This window comes from Modicisalibacter sp. 'Wilcox' (genome assembly GCF_010993675.1).
Lineage (GTDB): Bacteria > Pseudomonadota > Gammaproteobacteria > Pseudomonadales > Halomonadaceae > Modicisalibacter > Modicisalibacter tunisiensis.
In genome coordinates, this window is record NZ_WNXF01000012.1 from 95,687 (window position 1) to 109,470 (window position 13,784).

Here is a 13,784-nt window from a genome sequence, read left to right on the forward strand (position 1 = left end):
GAACGGCTACGTAGCTCAGCTGGTTAGAGCACATCACTCATAATGATGGGGTCCCCTGTTCGAATCAGGGCGTAGCCACCAGAATACGCGAAGGGCCCGTCGGTTTTGCCGACGGGCCCTTCTGCATTGCGCAGCCCTTGCGTTCTCGAGAACCGAATCGACTACGCAGTCATCCTGCCGGGCGACACCTCACCCCGGCGCCGCCTCGCCCAGTACCCGCGGCTCGCGCGTCAGGCGCACGCCGAAACGCGCCTCCACCGTCGCCGCCACCCGCTCGGCGAGCGCCAGCAGCTCCGCGGCGCTCCCGCCCCCGTGATGCACCAGTACCAGAGCCTGCCGGTCGTGCACGCCGACGTGGCCATCGCGCAGTCCCTTGAGACCGCAGCGATCGATCAGCCAGCCGGCGGCAAGCTTGACGCGGCCATCGGCCAGCGGGAAGTGCGGCATGCCGGGCCACTCGTCCAGCAGCCGCTGCGCCCTCGCCGCGTCGATGACCGGGTTGGTGAAGAAGCTGCCGGCATTGCCGAGCACCGCCGGATCCGGCAGTTTCTCGCGCCGCACCGCGCTGACGGCGGCGACGACATCGTCGGCGGAGGGGGAGGCGGGAACGCGCGCGGCAAGATCGCCGTAGTCGAGCCGCGGCCGCGGGCGCCGCGACACCCGCAGCACCAGTCGCGTGATGATCACTCGCCCGGCCAGGGCCTGCTTGAAGACGCTGTCTCGATAGCCGAAGGCGCACTCCTCGCGGGTCAGCACGCGCGCCTCGAGGGTGTCGCGCTCGATCAGGTGCACCGCCTCGAGCACCTCCGCCAGCTCGACGCCGTAGGCGCCGATGTTCTGGATGGGCGCCGCCCCCGCCAGCCCGGGGATCAAGGCCAGGTTCTCGGTACCCCAAAGCCCCTGCTCGGCCAGCGTCACGACCAGCCGGTGCCAGTTCACGCCGGCCGCCACCTGCACGCGGACGTCATCGCCGGCCAGCGGCTCGAGATGCCAGTCCGTGCCGCTCGGCACCACCACCAGCCCCGGCAGCCAGGGGCGGAGCACCAGATTGCTGCCGCCCCCGATCACCGTCAACGGGCAACCCCGCGCCTCGGCCCAGGCCAGGGCCCCGCGCGCCTCATCGACCGACGCCACCCGGGTCAGGTGCTCCGCCGTGGCGGGCAGCCCCAGCGTGTTCAGCGCCTGCAGATTGACCTCACGGCGCACCTTCATGCCGACAGCTGCCGCCGAAGCTCATCGACCAGCCCGCGGCTCGCCGCCTCGATCAGGTCGAGCACCCGCTCGAATCCGTCATCGCCGCCGAAATAGGGATCGGGCACGGCCTCCTCGGGGCGGCCGGCATAGCTCAGGAAGAGATCGATCCGTGCCCGGCACTCCGGGGGGCTGCGCGCCTCGATCGCGACGAGGTTGTCGTGATCCATGGCCAGGATGTAGTCGAAGCGCCCGAAATCCTCGGCCTCCAGCATGCGGGCGCGCAGCGCGGAGAGATCGATGCCCCGCTGACTCGCCGCCGCCTGCGCCCGCCGGTCCGGCGCCTTGCCGACATGCCAGTGGCCGATGCCGCAGGAATCGACCTCGACCCGCTCGGCCAGCCCCGCCTGGCGCAGCTGCTCGCGGAACACGCCCTCGGCGCTCGGCGAGCGGCAGATATTGCCCAGGCACACGAACAGCACGCGCATCATGGGGCCCCCTCCAGCTCGGCGACCTGACGGCGCACCCGCTCCAGATCCTCGACACTGTCCACCCCGGCGGGGTGCACGTCGCGGGCCAGTGCCACCTGGATGTGATGGCCGTGATGCAGGGCGCGCAGCTGCTCGAGCTGCTCGAGCTGTTCGAGCGGGCTCGGCAGCCAGGTGACGAAGTCGGCGAGAAAGCCCGCCCGATAGGCGTAGAGGCCGATATGCCGCAGCCAGGCATCGGTGGCCAGGGTCTGCGGGCGCGCGCTGAAGTGCGCCCGGTCCCAGGGGATCGGCGCCCGCGAGAAGTACAGCGCCCGGCCGCGCACGTCGCGCACCACCTTGACGGCATTGGGGTTGAGCAGGGTCTCGACGTCGCTGATCGGGGCCGCCAGCGTGGCGATCGAGGCCTCGGGGTCGTCGGCCAGCCGTGCGGCCACCTGGGCGATCGACGCCGGCGGCAGCAGCGGCTCGTCCCCCTGGACGTTGACCACGATGGTCTCGGCAGGCAGCGCGAGCGCCTGCGCCACCTCGGCCAGCCGATCGGTGCCCGAGGGATGATCGTCGCGGGTCATCAGCGCCTCGCCGCCGGCGTCCTCCACCGCGCGGCACACGCGTTCATCGTCGCTGGCCACCACCACACGGGCGGCACCGCTGAGACAGGCGCGCTGCCAGACACGCACCACCATCGGCATGCCGGCGATGTCGGCCAGTGGCTTGCCCGGCAGGCGGCTGGCCGCGTAGCGCGCCGGAATCACCACCACGAACTCGCTCATGCCTTCGGCCCCGGCGCCGGCCCGAGGCGCTCGCCCAGCTTCTCCTCGGCATCCATCACCCGCGCCTCCTCCTCGAGCATGACCGGGATCTCGTCGCGTATCGGGAAGGCCAGGCCGTCATACAGGCACTTGAGTTCACCATGCTCGCGGTCGTAGGCCAGCTTGCCCTGACACAGCGGGCAGACCAGCATGGCCAGCAGTTCCTTATCCATCGTTTACCTCGCAGGTGGCGGGTTGTAGCGTGTCGTGCCGCTCGGCGGCGAGCGTCGTCAGACGCTCGCCCAGCCAGTCGACGAAGGCCGGGTCCGGCACGGCCTCGACATCCAGCGCCCAGCAGCGTTCGTTGGCGAAACGCCGGCATTTCACCGCATCCTTGGCGGTCATCACCACCGGACGGTTGTCGGCGAAGCGCAGGTCCTCGGCGCTGTAGCGGTGATGGTCGGCCAGCGGGTGCGCATCATGCGCCACGCCCAGCGACGACAGCGTGGCGAAGAAGCGGGCCGGATGGCCGATGCCGGCCATGGCATGCACCCGCCCGGAGAACGGTACCCGGTCGATGGGATAGCAGGCGTCATCCGTGAGGTGGCGCCAGCGTGCCGGCTCGAGTCGCATGGCGTAACCGGCGGCCGGGCGCTCGGCGCTCGGCGCGCCGTTGACGATCACCGCATCCACCGAGGCCAGCCGCGACAGCGGCTCGCGCAGCGGGCCGGCGGGCAGGCAGCGGCCGTTGCCGAAACCCAGGGTACCGTCGACCACCACCAGCTCGAGGTCGCGGCCCAGCGCCAGATGCTGTAGGCCGTCGTCGGCGATGATGATGTCGCAACCGGCGGCGATCAGCTTGCGGGCGCCGCGCGGGCGGTCGGGGTCGACCACCACCGGTCGCCCGGTCTGCTGGGCGAGCATCAGCGGCTCGTCGCCGCTGAAGGCGGGGTCACTGTCGGTATTGACGTAGAGCGGGTAGCGCGGCGCCTGGCCGCCGTAGCCCCGGGAGACGATGCCCGGCCGCCAGCCCTGCTCGCCCAGCCAGCGCGCCAGCCAGGCGACCAGCGGCGACTTGCCGGTGCCGCCCAGGGTCAGGTTGCCGACCACCACCACCGGCACCGGCGAGCGCCACACCGTGTACCGCCCGGCGGCATAGGCCCGCTGGCGCGCCTCGACACCGCGGCGGTACAGCCAGGCCAGCGGACGCAGCGCCTGCAGCCAGCCGGCGTCGCGGTGCCAGGCATCCACCCAGCGACTCATGCCGTCACCTCCTGGAACTGCAGGCGGTGGAGGGCCGCGTAGGCCCCATCCCGCTCGAGCAGCTCGCCGTGGGTGCCGCTCTCGACAATCTCGCCCTGCTCCATCACCAGGATGCGGTCGGCGCGTTCGATGGTCGACAGCCGATGGGCGATGACGAAGGTGGTCCGTCCACGGCAGACCGTTTCCAGCGCCTGTTGAATGTAGCGTTCCGACTCGGTGTCCAGGGCCGAGGTGGCCTCGTCGAGCACCAGCAGCGGAGCATTCTTGAAGATCGCCCGGGCGATCGCCAGGCGCTGGCGCTGGCCCCCCGAGAGCATCACCCCGTTGTCGCCGATCACGGTGTCGTAGCCCTGCGGCAGGCGGCTGATGAAACCGTCGGCGTAGGCCGCGCGGGCCGCCGCGGCGACGGCCTCGCGATCGGCGTCGGGCACGCCGTAGGCGATGTTGTCGGCCACCGTGGTGTTGAACAGGGTCACCTGCTGGGAGACCAGCGCGATCTGGCGGCGCAGCGGCGACAGGCGGTACTCGTCGAGCGACACGCCGTCCAGGGTCACTCGCCCCCGGGTGGGGCGATAGAAGCGCGGCAGCAGGTTGACCAGGGTCGACTTGCCACTGCCCGAGCGACCGACGATGGCGATCATCTCGCCGGGAGCCACCGCCAGGTCGATGCCCTTGAGCACCTCGGGCTGATCGCCGCCATAGGCGAAGCGTACCCCCTCGAAGCGCACCTCGCCGCGCACGCCCTCGGGGTCGCGATAGCCCGCATCGATCTCGGCGGGCTCCTCGAGCAGGCGGAACAGCTCGTCGGAGGCGGCCAGGCCCTTCTGGATCACCGAGTTGACATCGGTCAGCGACTTGATGGGCTTGGCCATCAGCGAGGCGGCGGTGATGAAGGCCACGAACTCGCCCGGCGTCATGTCCTCCATCAGCTCGGGCGCCATGGCCAGCCACACCAGTCCCGCCAGCGAGATGGCCACCGACAGCTGGATCACCGGCGTGCTGACCGCCTTGGTCAGCGCTTCCTTCATGCTCTGGTCGCGGTTATAGGCACTGGCCGCGGCGAAGCGGCGCTTCTCGTAGTCTTCCGCCCCGTGGGTGCGCACCACCTTGTAGCCGGTCAGCGCCTCGGAGGCGACATGGGTGACATCGCCCATGGAGTTCTGGATACGCCGCGAGATCTGCCGGAAGCGCTTGCTGGCGTAGCGCACCACACCGCCGATCAGCGGCGTCACGGCGAGAAACAGCAGGGTCAGCATCCAGTTGGTCCACAGCAGATAGAGGATCAACCCGATGACGAACAGCCCCTCGCGCAGGATCACGGTGATGGCGTTGCTCGCCGCGCCGGTGACCTGCTCGACGTGGTAGGTCACCCGCGAGATCAGGTGCCCACTGGAGTGGGCGTCGAAGAAGGACCCCGGCAGATGCAGCATGTGATTGAACACGTTGCAGCGCAGGGCGTGCACCACGTTGCGTGCCACACCGCTCATGAAATAGGTGCCCAGGAAGGTGCCCAGACCGCGCGCCGCGAACATGACGACCACGAACAGCGGCAGGTACAGCCGGAAGGCGGCATCCGGATCGCGAATGCCGTCGATCAGCCGCTTCATCATTTCGGCCAGCGCCGTGCTGGAGGCCGCGTAGATGGCATAGCCCAGCACGGCGACGGCGAACTGCCGCCAGTGCGGCTTCACATAGCCCAGCAGGCGCCGGTAAAGGGTCAGGCTGTCGGGTTGTGTCACGGCGTCTCCGTTTGCGGTTGCGAGGCGGCCGACGGCCGCGTGGCGATGCGTACCTGCCGAATGTTCAGCGCCGCCGCCTGGTCGAGTGCCGCCACCACGGCGGCATGCGTCGCCCGGCCGTCGGCCTCGATGACCAGGCCGTGCTCGCGGGCGGCGTCGGCATGCTGTGCCAGGGCGCGATCCAGGGCCTGCCGCGTGGCCAGCGCCTGGGCATCGAGCCGATAGGTGCCGTCCCGCGTGACCACCAGGGTCACCGGGCTCGACTCGACCCGCGTGGCGTGATCGCCGGCGGGCAGGCTCAGCTCCAGCGCCTGACGGGGGGCGAAGGTGGTCGAGACCATGAAGAAGATCAACAGCAGGAACACCACGTCGATCAGCGGCGTCAGGTTGACCTCCACCGGGTCACGCTGGCGGCGCGGAAACTTCATGCCCGCTCGCCCCGCGGCTCATGGCGCTCCGCCAGGGTCAGATCCCCCGAATGATGGGCGAGGAACTCGACCATGCGTCCGGCCTGTTCCTCCATGCGCACGGTGATCGCCTCGACGCGGCGCTGGAAGTAGCGATGGAACATCAGCGCCGGGATCGCCACCGCCAGCCCCGCCGCCGTGGTCACCAGCGCCTGGGAGATGCCGCCGGCCAGTTCGCTGGTCCGCTGCGCGCCCTCGGCGCCGACGATCACCGCGAAGACCTGGATCATGCCCACCACGGTCCCCAGCAGGCCGATCAGCGGCGTGATCGAGGCGATGGTGCCCAGCGGGCTGAGAAAGCGTTCCATGTCATGGATCACCGCCGTGGCCGCCTCCTGCAGGCGCGCACGCACGGCGTCCTGGCCCAGCCGGGCATTGCGCAGCCCGGCCGCCAGCACACCGCCCAGCGGCGAGTGGCTTTCCAGCCAGAACAGGTTGACCTGCCCCTGCTGGATCAGCTCGCAGACCTCCTCGGCCAGGCTCGGCGGCGCGATGCGCGAGGCCCGCAGGCTCCACAGCCGCTCGATGATGATCATCGTCGCCAGCAGCGAACAGCCGAGGATGGGAATCATCAGGACCCCGCCGGCCACCAGGGTGTCGTAAACGTTCATTGCGTCCCGTCTCCCGATTCGTGAAGGCAACGCCGATTTCAGTGCGGCGATTCTACCGTATGGCAGCCCCCTTCGACACTCTCGACCCCGCCCGGCAGGGCTCGCCGGACGGCCAGCGCCGGCGCGTGCGCGCCGCCCAGCCACAGGGTCACCGCGCCATCCAGCGCCGTGTTCCACAGGCAGCTGCCGGCGCGCCGGTAGCGTCTCACCACCGTGGGCCGGGGGTGGCCGTGGGGATTGTCCCGCCCGGCGCTGAACACGACCTGTCGCGGCCGGGTCGCCGCCACCCAGGCCGACGACGAACTGGTGGCACTGCCGTGATGCCCGGCCACCAACACCGTCACGCCCTCGGGCACGGCATCCAGCAGGCGTGCCTCGACGGCCGTGGTGGCATCGCCGCTGATCAGGGCCCGCTCGCCGTTGGCCGCCGTCACCAGCAGCACGCAGGAGCGGTCGTTGCGGGGCCTGTCGGGGGGCGTCCCGCGCGGCCACAGGAACCGGAAGCGCACACCATCCCAGCGCCATCCACGCCCGGCCCGACAGGGCTGACGATCAGCCTCCCCGCCAGCGGCCGACGGCCGGTCCGCCAGCGGCGAGTACCAGCGCGCGACCTCATGCTGGGCCACCAGCGCGGGGACGCCGCCGGCATGGTCGCGATCCCCGTGGCTGACGATCACGGCATCGAACTGCTGCCCCGCCGGCCAGAGGGTGGACAACGGCATGAAGCCGGAACGAAAGCGTGGCCCGGTATCATAGAGCAGCCGATGATGGGCCGTGCGCAGCTCGACCAGCTGCCCCTGGCCGACATCCTGCACCCGCAGGCGCAACTGGCCCTTCGCCATGTCGGGCGGGGTGAGCGTCACGACCAGCACGGCCAGCGTCAGGCTGCCCAGCCAGCGGGGCGCCGCCGTGACCCCCGGCAGCGCCCAGAGCAGCGTGACCAGAATCAGCGCCAGCGCCGTCGGCCAGATCGCCCAGCCCGGTGGCTCCCACAGCGGAACGGTGTCGGCCATCGCCGCCAGGGCGGCCTGCAGCCCATGGGCCAGCCAGGCGAAGCCCTGCCAGCACAGCGACGCCAGCGGCGGCACGGGCGCCGCCGCCCAGCCGGCCAGCCCCAGGGGCACCAGCAGGCTGCCGACCAGCGGCACGATCAGCAGGTTGACCAGGGGCGCCGCCGGCGCCAGGCGACCGAAGGCGAGCAGCACGGCCGCCGCCATCAGCGGTGACAGCAGCAGCTGGGTACGCAGCAGGGCCAGACACCAGCCTCGCCAGCCGGCGGGCCGTCGGCGCCCCTGCCAGGCCAGGATGAGCAGCGCCACGGCGGTGAACGACAGCCACAGCCCCGGTCGCCACAGCGACAGCGGGTCGATCGCCACCACCAGCGCGAGCGCCAGCCACCAGCCCTGCCAGGGGCCCGGCGCATGGCGGCCGCTGGCCACCCACAGGCCGACCAGGGTCATGATCATGGCGCGCAGCGTGGGTGGCTCGAGCCCCGCCAGCCCCCCGTAGCCCACCGCGGCCATCGCCGCCGCCCACCAGGGCCATACCGCCAGCCGCCAGCGGCCGGGCGTGACCAGCCTGGCCGCCCCGCGCGCCAGCCACAGCATCAGCGTCGCGACGAGCCCCACGTGCAGCCCCGAGATCACCATGACATGCGTGGTACCGGTGGCATTGAGCAGAGCCCAGTCGGCCTCCGTCAGCCGCTCGGAAGCCCCCAGGGTCAGCGCCCCCAGCCAGCGCCGGGTCAGCGGATCGTCGATCCGGCGATCCAGGTGCGCCAGCGCCGCGTCACGCAGCCCGGGCTTGCCGGCCGCCAGCCGCCGCGGCGGTGGCGCATCACGCACATAGCCGGTGGCGCCGATGCCCTCGCGCCACAGCCAGGCACCGTAGTCGAAGGTGTGAGGATTGGCGAAGCCGGCCGGCGGTCGCAGCCGCAGCGTCAGGGACCAGACGTCGCCCGTCGCCAGCGGCGGCGGATCGTACCAGCTGACCCGCACCCGCCCGAGGTCCCGGCAGGCCGGGCGTACCGCCGCCAGCGGCCGGCAGTCCGCGACGGCCAGGCGCAGCCGGGCCAGCGACCCGTCGCGCTGCCACCGGGTGACGGTGGCCTTCACCCGCAGGTCCTGGCGCGACAGCCCCTCGGGCAGCTGCGCTTGTCGCGCCTCGCCGATCGCCAGTGCCGTCAGGGCCATCACCAGCAACAGCACAACCAGCCGGTAGCGGCCCGCCGACAGGGCGAGCAGCACGGCGAGCGCCAGCAACTCCGGCAGCCCGGGAAGCGCCAGCCAGCCCGCCAGGCTGCCCGACACGGCGGCCAGCGCCAGGCCGGCGGCCAGGCTCGCCCCAGGGAAACGAGGGAAGTGCAACGAGACGATGAACGACGCTCCTCACTGACACGCGGCCATGGCAGAAGGCGGGCCAACTATGGATAATGACCGAACCCGATACAGCGAGCGATACCATGCCGCGCCGTCTTCTCCAGCGCTACATGCCTCACCCGGAAACCCTGCAGCGCAATCGCTCGCTGCGTTTCATGAGCCACCTGATCGGCAACGCCACGCTGTGGATGCTGACCCGCCGCTCGGTGGGCAATGCCTTCATGGTCGGCCTGTTCTGCGCCCTGCTGCCGATGCCCTTCCAGATGGTGGTCGCCGCCGCCGGCGCCTGGCTGCTGCGCTGCAACCTGCCGCTGTCGGTCGGGCTGGTCTGGCTGACCAACCCGCTGACCATGCCGCTGATCTTCTACGGCAACTATCGGCTGGGTGCCTGGCTTCTGAACACCCCGGCACGCCCCGCTCCCGACCAGTTCAGCACTCACTGGATCGCCGCCAAGATGGCCGAGATCCTGCCGCCGCTGCTGCTCGGCTCGCTGGTCGCCGCGGTGGTCACCGGGGTGGTGGCCAACGTGGCTATCCGCCTGATCTGGCGCTGGCACGTGGCGCGCAGCTGGCGGCGTCGCCAGCGCCGCCGGCGGCGGGCCCGGACGGCCCACGCCGGACGACCGCCTTCCGCCTGAGACTCTGGCGCCCCGTCGCGGCCCGCCTCCGTCAGGTCTCGGTCAGGTGGCCCAGATCAAGGTGCAGCACCCGATCCTGATGGGCGGCCAGCCCCGGGTCGTGAGTCACCACCACGAAGGCGCAGGCCGCCGTCGCCGCCAGCTCATCCATCAGACCGAGGATGCTCGCCGCGGTGGTCTGGTCGAGGTTGCCGGTAGGCTCGTCCATCAGCATCAGGCTCGGATCGGTGATCAGCGCCCGGGCGATCGCCACCCGCTGGCGTTCGCCGCCGGAAAGTTCGCCGGGCTTGTGATCGGCGCGTGGCGCCATGCCGACCCGCTCGAGGATGTCGGCGGCCCGCTGCTGGGCCTCGCGACGTTTCCAGCCCCGGATCATCAACGGCAGGGCCACGTTCTCGCAGGCGGTGAACTCGGCCAGCAGGTGGTGAAACTGGTAGACGAAGCCGATATGCCGGTTGCGGAAACGCCCCAGGGCCGCCTCGCCCAGCTCGGCCAGCGACTGGCCGGCGACCCGCACCGTGCCTGCGGTGGGCCGGTCGAGCCCGCCCAGCAGGTTGAGCAGCGTGGTCTTGCCGGAGCCGGAACTGCCCACCACGGCGACACGCTCGCCGGCGCGCACCGACAGGTCGAGCCCGTTGAGCACGGTGACGTCCTGGGGCCCCTCGCGGTAGACCTTGGTCAGCCCCTCGCAGGCCAGCATGACCTCGCGCTCCGCCGTGTCGGGTGTGGCGACGGAAGAAACCGGATCACTCATAGCGCAGGACCTCCGCGGGTTGCACGCGTGACGCCCGCCAGGCGGGATACAGCGTCGACAGGAAGCTCAGCCCGAAGGCCGTGGCGACGATGAGGCCCACGTCGCTCCACTCGAGCCGCGAGGGCAGGTAGCTGATGAAGTAGACGTTGGGGTCCAGGAACTGGATGCCGGTGACCGACTCGAACCAGCTGATGATGTCGGACACCGACAGCGCCAGGGCGATGCCCAGCCCCACGCCGATGAGGATGCCGATCAGGCCGATGGCCAGCCCCTGGACGATGAAGATGCCCATGATGGTGCGCGGCGTGGCGCCGATGGTGCGCAGGATGGCGATGTCGGCGTGCTTGTCGGTCACCACCATCACCAGCGTCGAGACGATGTTGAAGGCCGCCACGGCGACGATCACCATCAGCAGCAGCCCGATCATGCGCTTCTCCATCTGGATCGCCTGGAACAGGTTGCCGTGGGTGTAGGTCCAGTCCATGCCGCGATAGCCGTAGCCCAGCTCGTTGAGGATCGACTGGGTGACGCTGCCCGCCAGGAACAGGTCGTCGAGCTCGAGCCGCAGCCCGCCGACGTTGTCGCCCATGCGTGCCAGCTTCTGCATGTCCTGGATGTTGGCATAGGCCAGACGCGCATCGAGGTCGGCGCCGACCTTGAAGATGCCGCTGACCGTGAAGCGCTTCATGCGCGGGAAGACCCCCCCCGGGGTGATCGAGGCCTCGGGCACCAGCAGTGTCACCCGATCGCCGACCCCCACGCCCAGGTTGCGTGCCAGCAGATCGCCGAGCACGACGTGCCATTCGCCGGGTTTGAGGTCATCGAGGCTGCCCTGCTGCATGTGCTGGTCGATGATCGACACGCGCTTCTCGTAGTCGGGCTGGATGCCCCATACCAGCGCGCCCTGGGTGTTGCCGCCGGCCGCCAGCATGCCCTGCTGTTCCACGTAGGGGGCCGCCGCGACGACATGCTTGCGTCGGGTCAGCCGCTCGGCGAGCGGCTTCCAGTCGCTCATCCCGGCGGGCTTCTCGATGCGTGTGTGAGGCACCATGCCCAGCACCCGGGTACGCAGCTCGTGGTCGAAGCCGTTCATCACCGACAGCACCAGGATCAGCACCGCCACGCCCAGCGTCAGGCCCAGCATCGAGGTCAGCGAGATGAACGAGATGAAGTGATTGCGGCGCTTGGCGCGCACATAGCGCAATCCGATCAGAAAAGGTAGGCGATCCAGCATCAACTTCGGTTCCTTGTCGACAGGCGACCCATGGTACGGTTTTTTCGGCGCCGACGCATCGAGCCCCGACGCGACGAAAGGCTTGCAACGCACACGGCGCGATCTACAATGCCGCCGCCCGCCCCCGGGGCGCGTTCTCGGCTTCAGGAGACACCATGACGCAGCGTCTGTTCCCCGAATGGCACCCGCAGGATGCCATTCAGCTTACCTGGCCCACCGCCGAGAGCGACTGGGCGCCCCTGCTGGCGTGCATCGAGGCGACGCTGGAAGCCATCACGGTGGCCATCGCCCGCCATCAGGCCGTGCTGATCACGGTGGCCGACACCGCCACCCGGGAACGCCTGACGACGCGCTTCGCGCACCTCGGCGTGGCCGCCGCTCGCCTGCGTTTCGCCGTGGCCCCCAGCGACGACACCTGGGCCCGCGATCACGGCCCCATCGCCGTCGAGCGCGACGGTCGCGTGGTACTGCTGGACTACCGTTTCACCGGCTGGGGCGGCAAGTTCCCCGCCGCGCGTGACGACGCCCTGACCCGCCGCCTGGCCGAGACCGGCTGTTTCGCCGTTCCGGTGGAATCCCGCGACCTGGTGCTCGAGGGCGGTGCCATCGAGACCGACGGCGAAGGCACGCTGCTGACCACCGAGGCCTGCCTGCTCAACCCCAACCGCAACCCGACGCTCGATCGGGCAGCAGTCGAGGCGCGCCTGCACGAGGACTTCGGCATCGACCGGGTGCTCTGGCTGCGTCACGGCCATCTCGAGGGCGACGATACCGACAGCCACATCGACACCCTGGCGCGCTTCTGCGACGCCCGGACCATCGCCTATGTGCGCTGCGACGACCCGCAGGATCCGCACCACGGCGCACTGCAGGCGATGGAACGCGAACTTCAGGCATTGCGCCGGCGCGACGGCTCGCCCTACCGACTGGTGCCGCTGCCCTGGCCGCGGCCCTGCTTCGATCCGGACGACGGCCACCGGCTGCCGGCGACCTATGCCAACTTCCTGATTCTCGATGGGGCCGTGCTGGTGCCCACCTACGCCGATCCGGCCGATGCCCGGGCACTGGCCGCGCTGGCCGAGGCCTTCCCCGACCGGGACATCGTGCCCATCGACTGCCGCAGTGTGATTCGCCAGCATGGCAGCCTACACTGCCTGACCATGCAGTTACCGCAAGGCAGCCTGAGCGCCGCCGACGCGACGCCACTTGAAGAGGAGCGTTGAGATGCAAGAGACCCTCAAGGTCGGCCTGGTCCAGCAGGCCGCCTGGCCCGACAAGGCACGCAGCCTGGCCGCCAGCGAGGACGGCATTCGCGACCTGGCCGCCCGGGGCGCCGAGCTGGTGCTGCTGCAGGAGCTGCACGCCACGCACTACTTCTGCCAGCACGAGGACCCGGACCTGTTCGACCTGGCCGAGCCCCTGGACGGCCCCACCGCCACGCGCCTGGCCGAGCTGGCCCGGGAGCTGGACATCGTGCTGGTCGGCTCGATCTTCGAGCGGCGTGCCGCCGGGATCTACCACAACACCGCCGTGGTGCTGGACCGGGCCCGCGGCCGGGTCGGCCACTACCGCAAGATGCACATCCCCGACGACCCGGGCTTCTACGAGAAGTTCTACTTCACCCCCGGCGACGCCGATGCCGGCCAGGGCTTCGAGCCCATCGACACCTCGGTGGGCCGCCTCGGCGTGCTGGTGTGCTGGGATCAGTGGTATCCGGAAGCGGCACGCCTGATGGCACTGGCCGGTGCCGAGCTGCTGCTCTACCCGACCGCCATCGGCTGGCATCCGCCCGACGACTTGCCGGAGAAAGGCCGCCAGAAGGACGCCTGGACGCTGATCCAGCGCGCCCACGGCGTGGCCAACGGCCTGCCGGTGCTGGTCGCCAACCGGGTCGGTCACGAGGCCGACCACAGCGAGGTCACGCCCGGCATCGACTTCTGGGGCGGCAGCTTCATCTGCGGTCCCCAGGGCGAGCTGCTGGCCCATGCCGGCGACGAGCCCGAGAACCTGCTGGTCGAACTCGACATGCGCGGCAGCGAGAATGTCCGCCGCATGTGGCCCTACCTGCGCGACCGGCGCATCGATGCCTACGGCGACCTGACCCGGCGCTATCGCGACCGCTGATCGACCGTCTTCCGTTTCCTGGCGGGCGACGGCTCCGGCATCGCCCGTCCTGCCCCAGCGACACCCCGCCGCGCTGCACGCCTCGGCCGTTTGCCGTAGAATATTGCCGCGCGGTGTCCACCGCCCCTGTTACCCATCCGGACCG

General features: G+C 70.5%; 14 protein-coding genes and 1 tRNA gene. 4 read left to right on the forward strand and 11 right to left on the reverse strand.

The window, feature by feature from the left end:
* Window positions 1-4: 4 nt before the first annotated feature.
* Window positions 5-81: transfer RNA gene (locus tag G7A98_RS12080), tRNA-Met, on the forward strand.
* 108 nt (window positions 82-189) lie between these two features.
* Here G7A98_RS12080 and murB read toward each other — a convergent pair.
* The 9 genes from murB to G7A98_RS12125 are packed head-to-tail and all read right to left on the reverse strand — an operon-like array spanning window position 190 to window position 8,877.
* Complete coding sequence (gene murB / locus G7A98_RS12085) at window positions 190-1,212, reverse strand: UDP-N-acetylmuramate dehydrogenase (RefSeq protein WP_163649926.1); 1,023 nt, start codon at window positions 1,210-1,212, stop codon at window positions 190-192.
* Complete coding sequence (locus G7A98_RS12090; protein WP_163649966.1) at window positions 1,209-1,679, reverse strand: low molecular weight protein-tyrosine-phosphatase; 471 nt, start codon at window positions 1,677-1,679, stop codon at window positions 1,209-1,211. Before G7A98_RS12090 ends, murB begins: the two co-directional genes overlap by 4 nt.
* The gene (kdsB, locus tag G7A98_RS12095; protein WP_163649927.1) at window positions 1,679-2,452 is read right to left on the reverse strand and encodes a 3-deoxy-manno-octulosonate cytidylyltransferase; all 774 of its coding nucleotides are present in this window, start codon (window positions 2,450-2,452) and stop codon (window positions 1,679-1,681) included. Before kdsB ends, G7A98_RS12090 begins: the two co-directional genes overlap by 1 nt.
* Entirely contained in the window at window positions 2,449-2,664 is a 216-nt protein-coding gene (locus tag G7A98_RS12100; protein WP_163649928.1) for a Trm112 family protein, read from the reverse strand. The genes kdsB and G7A98_RS12100 overlap by 4 nt, the downstream gene beginning before the upstream one ends.
* Complete coding sequence (gene lpxK / locus G7A98_RS12105; protein WP_163649929.1) at window positions 2,657-3,694, reverse strand: tetraacyldisaccharide 4'-kinase; 1,038 nt, start codon at window positions 3,692-3,694, stop codon at window positions 2,657-2,659. The genes G7A98_RS12100 and lpxK overlap by 8 nt, the downstream gene beginning before the upstream one ends.
* Window positions 3,691-5,433, reverse strand: coding sequence for a lipid A export permease/ATP-binding protein MsbA (gene msbA, locus G7A98_RS12110; protein ID WP_163649930.1), 1,743 nt, complete (start codon window positions 5,431-5,433; stop codon window positions 3,691-3,693). The genes lpxK and msbA overlap by 4 nt, the downstream gene beginning before the upstream one ends.
* On the reverse strand, window positions 5,430-5,861 hold the full coding sequence (locus G7A98_RS12115) for a biopolymer transporter ExbD (RefSeq protein ID WP_163649931.1): 432 nt from the start codon (window positions 5,859-5,861) through the stop codon (window positions 5,430-5,432). The genes msbA and G7A98_RS12115 overlap by 4 nt, the downstream gene beginning before the upstream one ends.
* Entirely contained in the window at window positions 5,858-6,511 is a 654-nt protein-coding gene (locus G7A98_RS12120) for a MotA/TolQ/ExbB proton channel family protein (protein WP_163649932.1), read from the reverse strand. Before G7A98_RS12120 ends, G7A98_RS12115 begins: the two co-directional genes overlap by 4 nt.
* 38 nt (window positions 6,512-6,549) lie before the next feature.
* Window positions 6,550-8,877 (reverse strand): DNA internalization-related competence protein ComEC/Rec2, encoded by a 2,328-nt coding sequence (locus G7A98_RS12125; protein ID WP_240464742.1) that lies wholly within the window; start codon window positions 8,875-8,877, stop codon window positions 6,550-6,552.
* Between the two features lie 95 nt (window positions 8,878-8,972).
* On the opposite strand from G7A98_RS12125, the gene G7A98_RS12130 reads away from it, so the two are divergent.
* Window positions 8,973-9,527: a DUF2062 domain-containing protein gene (locus tag G7A98_RS12130; RefSeq protein WP_163649933.1), complete on the forward strand. Its 555-nt coding sequence runs from the start codon at window positions 8,973-8,975 to the stop codon at window positions 9,525-9,527.
* Between the two features lie 31 nt (window positions 9,528-9,558).
* Here G7A98_RS12130 and G7A98_RS12135 read toward each other — a convergent pair whose 3' ends face one another.
* A complete protein-coding gene (locus tag G7A98_RS12135; RefSeq protein WP_163649934.1) occupies window positions 9,559-10,281 on the reverse strand; it encodes an ATP-binding cassette domain-containing protein in 723 nt (240 codons plus the stop codon).
* Window positions 10,274-11,515 carry a lipoprotein-releasing ABC transporter permease subunit gene (locus G7A98_RS12140; protein ID WP_163649935.1) on the reverse strand — a complete coding sequence of 414 codons (1,242 nt, stop codon included), beginning with the start codon at window positions 11,513-11,515 and terminating at the stop codon, window positions 10,274-10,276. Before G7A98_RS12140 ends, G7A98_RS12135 begins: the two co-directional genes overlap by 8 nt.
* A 155-nt stretch (window positions 11,516-11,670) precedes the next feature.
* Here G7A98_RS12140 and G7A98_RS12145 point away from each other — a divergent pair, with 155 nt between their 5' ends.
* Together G7A98_RS12145 and G7A98_RS12150 are read left to right on the forward strand one after the other, a co-directional pair.
* The gene (locus G7A98_RS12145; RefSeq protein ID WP_163649936.1) at window positions 11,671-12,738 is read left to right on the forward strand and encodes an agmatine deiminase family protein; all 1,068 of its coding nucleotides are present in this window, start codon (window positions 11,671-11,673) and stop codon (window positions 12,736-12,738) included.
* A gap of 1 nt (window position 12,739) precedes the next feature.
* Window positions 12,740-13,639, forward strand: a complete 900-nt coding sequence (locus G7A98_RS12150) for a carbon-nitrogen hydrolase (RefSeq protein ID WP_163649937.1) — start codon at window positions 12,740-12,742, stop codon at window positions 13,637-13,639.
* Window positions 13,640-13,784 lie beyond the last annotated feature (145 nt).

Bases quoted from the DNA above. Each gene is read 5' to 3' on its own strand.
- G7A98_RS12140 (WP_163649935.1), bottom strand. From the start codon at position 11,515: ATGCTGGATCGCCTACCTTTTCTGATCGGATTGCGCTATGTGCGCGCC.
- G7A98_RS12135 (WP_163649934.1), bottom strand. From the start codon at position 10,281: ATGAGTGATCCGGTTTCTTCCGTCGCCACACCCGACACGGCGGAGCGC.
- G7A98_RS12100 (WP_163649928.1), bottom strand. From the start codon at position 2,664: ATGGATAAGGAACTGCTGGCCATGCTGGTCTGCCCGCTGTGTCAGGGC.
- murB (WP_163649926.1), bottom strand. From the start codon at position 1,212: ATGAAGGTGCGCCGTGAGGTCAATCTGCAGGCGCTGAACACGCTGGGG.
- lpxK (WP_163649929.1), bottom strand. From the start codon at position 3,694: ATGAGTCGCTGGGTGGATGCCTGGCACCGCGACGCCGGCTGGCTGCAG.
- G7A98_RS12120 (WP_163649932.1), bottom strand. From the start codon at position 6,511: ATGAACGTTTACGACACCCTGGTGGCCGGCGGGGTCCTGATGATTCCC.
- G7A98_RS12150 (WP_163649937.1), top strand. From the start codon at position 12,740: ATGCAAGAGACCCTCAAGGTCGGCCTGGTCCAGCAGGCCGCCTGGCCC.
- G7A98_RS12130 (WP_163649933.1), top strand. From the start codon at position 8,973: ATGCCGCGCCGTCTTCTCCAGCGCTACATGCCTCACCCGGAAACCCTG.
- kdsB (WP_163649927.1), bottom strand. From the start codon at position 2,452: ATGAGCGAGTTCGTGGTGGTGATTCCGGCGCGCTACGCGGCCAGCCGC.
- G7A98_RS12145 (WP_163649936.1), top strand. From the start codon at position 11,671: ATGACGCAGCGTCTGTTCCCCGAATGGCACCCGCAGGATGCCATTCAG.
- G7A98_RS12115 (WP_163649931.1), bottom strand. From the start codon at position 5,861: ATGAAGTTTCCGCGCCGCCAGCGTGACCCGGTGGAGGTCAACCTGACG.
- G7A98_RS12090 (WP_163649966.1), bottom strand. From the start codon at position 1,679: ATGCGCGTGCTGTTCGTGTGCCTGGGCAATATCTGCCGCTCGCCGAGC.